At 75.5% G+C, this 3,151-nt stretch carries 3 protein-coding genes and 1 tRNA gene; 2 read left to right on the top strand and 2 right to left on the bottom strand.

Annotated elements, in window-relative coordinates:
* Positions 1-78: 78 nt before the first annotated feature.
* Both ACWGB8_RS38250 and ACWGB8_RS38245 read right to left on the bottom strand, forming a co-directional pair.
* Positions 79-777 (bottom strand): ferredoxin, encoded by a 699-nt coding sequence (locus ACWGB8_RS38250; protein WP_452218261.1) that lies wholly within the window; start codon positions 775-777, stop codon positions 79-81.
* Between the two features lie 182 nt (positions 778-959).
* Complete coding sequence (locus tag ACWGB8_RS38245) at positions 960-2,099, bottom strand: sensor histidine kinase (RefSeq protein ID WP_452218260.1); 1,140 nt, start codon at positions 2,097-2,099, stop codon at positions 960-962.
* A 187-nt stretch (positions 2,100-2,286) separates the two neighbouring features.
* Here ACWGB8_RS38245 and ACWGB8_RS38240 point away from each other — a divergent pair, with 187 nt between their 5' ends.
* The gene (locus tag ACWGB8_RS38240; protein ID WP_452218259.1) at positions 2,287-2,880 is read left to right on the top strand and encodes a hypothetical protein; all 594 of its coding nucleotides are present in this window, start codon (positions 2,287-2,289) and stop codon (positions 2,878-2,880) included.
* 142 nt (positions 2,881-3,022) lie between these two features.
* Positions 3,023-3,099 (top strand) — tRNA-Met (locus ACWGB8_RS38235).
* The last annotated feature ends 52 nt before the right edge of the window (positions 3,100-3,151 follow it).

Genomic DNA, 3,151 nt, shown 5'->3' with positions numbered 1-3,151 from the left:
GAACCGGGGCCCGCCCACGGTCGGCGCCGGACGTCGAAGGGCGTGGCGTCGGCGCCGCCCGCCTCTCATGGCGGAGCGTCAGATGCTGTCGCCGGGGACGGGTGCAGCTGCCGTGGCGAGCGGGGGCGCGGGCGCACCGCGCCGCGGCCGACCGTCCAGCAGGGGGAGCGGCTCGCCCGCGCGGTGCGGGCGGCGTTCGTCGAGCCAGAAGAGGTAGCCGCGCAGGTACTCCTCCAGCCCGTGGTCGAGGTGGGCGATGTAGTCGCGCAGCCCCTGGGCGGCGTCCCGGTAGTGCCCGCGGTACGTGCCGTCCACGCGCGACCAGCGGGCTTCGGCCGTGACCGCCCATTCGCGTACGCGCCCGCGCTCCTGCCACCACTCGCGGACCGCCGGGACGCTCCAGTGGTCGTCGCCGTCCATCGCGAAGCCGCCGTGGCCGAAGACGCAGCCGTTCAGCAGGTCCTCCGTCTGCGCGGGGTCGGCCGGCTGGCGGTAGACGAACTCCCGTCCGCTCAGCGGCCCGTGGTCGTCGTCGTAGGCGAGGTGGAACGGTGCGTCGTGGCGGCCCATCTGCATGCTGTCGGTGTCGGCGCCGTAGAACGGACCGGGCACGTTGCGCCAGTTGCGTTCCTCCCAGAGCCCGCCGAACTGGTCCAGCGACGGTTCTTCGGCGAGCAGCTGCCGGGCGGTCGGCAGCGGATCCCAGTAGCCGGGGAGCCCGTCGTGATCCGCGTCGTGATTCCCTTCGTGACTTCCGCCGTGATTCCGGTCGTCCACGGGTCGAGATTCCGTTCTGTCGTGCCGTCGCAGGTTGCCAGTGATATCAGAAGGCCGAGGTCACACGGTGTGCCGGGGCAGGACGGGGCCGTCGCCGAAAGCCTCCGGCCCGGCATCGCAGCGAGGTCGCCGCCCTGGCCGATCGGAATGCCGCTGCGCTCGCGGCGGGTCCGGAAGCCGGCTCACACGGTTGCTCGCCGTGCCGGCGGACCGGCCGCAGGCCTGATGCCCATGGTGGCGACGACCTGCCAGTTGCCCTCCTTCCGGCCCGCGGTGAGCGTGCCGCCCAGCGCCTCCGCCCGGGCTGCCAGCGCGGCCAGCCCGCTGCCGCCGCCACGACGGGTCCCCGCCGCCGCGGCGCCCCCCGTGCCGTCGTCCGTCACCGCGACCTCCAGCCGATCGCGGCCGCGGTGCACCCGCACCTCGACCACACGGGCGTCGGGCGCGTGCCGCCGCACGTTGGTCAGCGCCTCCACGACGATCCGGTACGCCGTCGCCGCCACCTCGCGGGGCACCTCCGTCCCCTCCGGCGGGGTCTGCAACTGCACAGCGGTGCCGCCGGACTCGGCGAACCGCTCGGCCAGGGCCGCCAGGTCGTCCAACCCCGGCTGCGGCCCCCGCTCGGCGCCCCGGTCCCTCCCCGCCCGGTCCCTCGCCTCCTCCGCCTCCGGCGTCCGCAGCAGGTGGACGGTCCGGTCCAACGAGCCGAGCGCCTGCTGCCCGGCCTGCTCGATCCGTTCGAACAGCGCCGCCGCCCGGACCGGGTCCGAGGCGGCCAGGACCGTGCCCGCCTGCGCGAGCGCGACCATGCCACTGACGTCGTGCGCCACGAAGTCGTGCAGGTCGTGCGCGAGTTCGATCCGCTGCGCGGTGCGCGCCGCGGTCACCGAGCGGCGCCGCGCGTCGTCCTGCCCGCGCAGGTACAGCCCGGCCAGCGCCGCCGGTACGACGAAGACCGCGCCGAACCCGGCGAGCGTCAGCGGCCCGCCCGCTTCGTCGAACCCCTCGAAGCGGGACGGCCAGCACGCCACCGCCAACCCGGCGGCCGACGCCGCCGACGCCCCGGTCCACCGCCGGCCGAACCGCACCGCGAGCACCACCATCAGGAGCAGCAGGCCCAGTTCGGCCAGCCCCACCAACGCGGGCAGCCGGTCCTCCTCCTCCGACCACCCGCCGACCGCGCGGGCGCCGGCGGTAACCGCCAGCGACACCACCCCGGCCGCCCCCGCCGCAGCCGGCGTCCCGTACCGTCGCCGCGCCGTCAGGCCGAGCAGCACCGTGCTCGGCACGGCCGCGGCCGCGAGCACCTGTCCCATCACCATGTCGTCCCCCACATGCCGCCCAGCCTACGGACCGCCGGGCCCGCCCACATGTGCCGATCGGCACATCCTCGCCGTCGGCCGGGCCGCCCGAACCTGCCGATCGACATCTGTTCCCGCACCCCGTCCGACCAGCAGTGTGGAGGCATCGCAGCGGCCGACGGGGCCGCCGGGAGAGGAAGCCAATCCGATGATCGACAACCCGACCGCCGTCCAGCCGTCCGCCCGCTCCTCCTTCCACCGGGCCGGCCGGCCGACCGCCCCGTCGGCCGTCGCCCCGGTCCCGCGCTGGGCCGAACTCGCCGCCAGAGCCGCCGTCTGGTCGACCGTGCCCTCCGGGCTGTGGCGCATCGTCTTCGGGCTGGGCATCCCGGTCGGCTTCAGTGGCGAGACGGCCAGGATCGCCGCCGAGCACCAGCCCGGCTGGGGAACGCTCTACTGCGTGCTCCTGAGCGTGCTGACCGAGGCGCTGGCCTTCCTGACCCTCGGTCTGGTCCGGCCCTGGGGCGAGGTCGTGCCGCGCTGGATACCGCTGATCGGCAACCGCAGGGTCCGACCGCTCGCCGCCATCGTCCCGGCCGCGCTGGGCGGCGCCGCGCTGACCTGGCTGGGCCTGTCCTCACTCCTCGGCGGCTGGGGCGAGGAGCTGAGCGACCCCGACGCCCCGCAGGGCCTCGCGGGGCTGGTGATGACCCTCTGCTACCTCCCCCTCGTGGCCTGGGGGCCCCTGCTCCTCGCGGTCGCAGCCGACTACGCCCGCCGCACCCTGCGGAGCCGCCGCTGAACCTCAGGGCCGGCCCCCGGTGCCCCGATGATCGCTCTCGCCGAGCGAGCACCGGCCGCCGGGAGCGGGTGCAGGGGCGGCGGCGGTCGCGGAAGCGGATTCGCGTCGGGCGGCCGCCATACCGTAGAGTCGGGTTCACCGACGCGGGGTGGAGCAGCTCGGTAGCTCGCTGGGCTCATAACCCAGAGGTCGCAGGTTCAAATCCTGTCCCCGCTACCAACAGTCCGGGCCCGGTGCGCCCCAGCCCCCCCGGCCCCCCCGTTTCCCCCGG

This window comes from Kitasatospora sp. NPDC054939, assembly GCF_053610105.1.
Note: the sequence above shows the minus strand (reverse complement) of the source record. Positions and strands in the feature narration are given on the sequence as shown.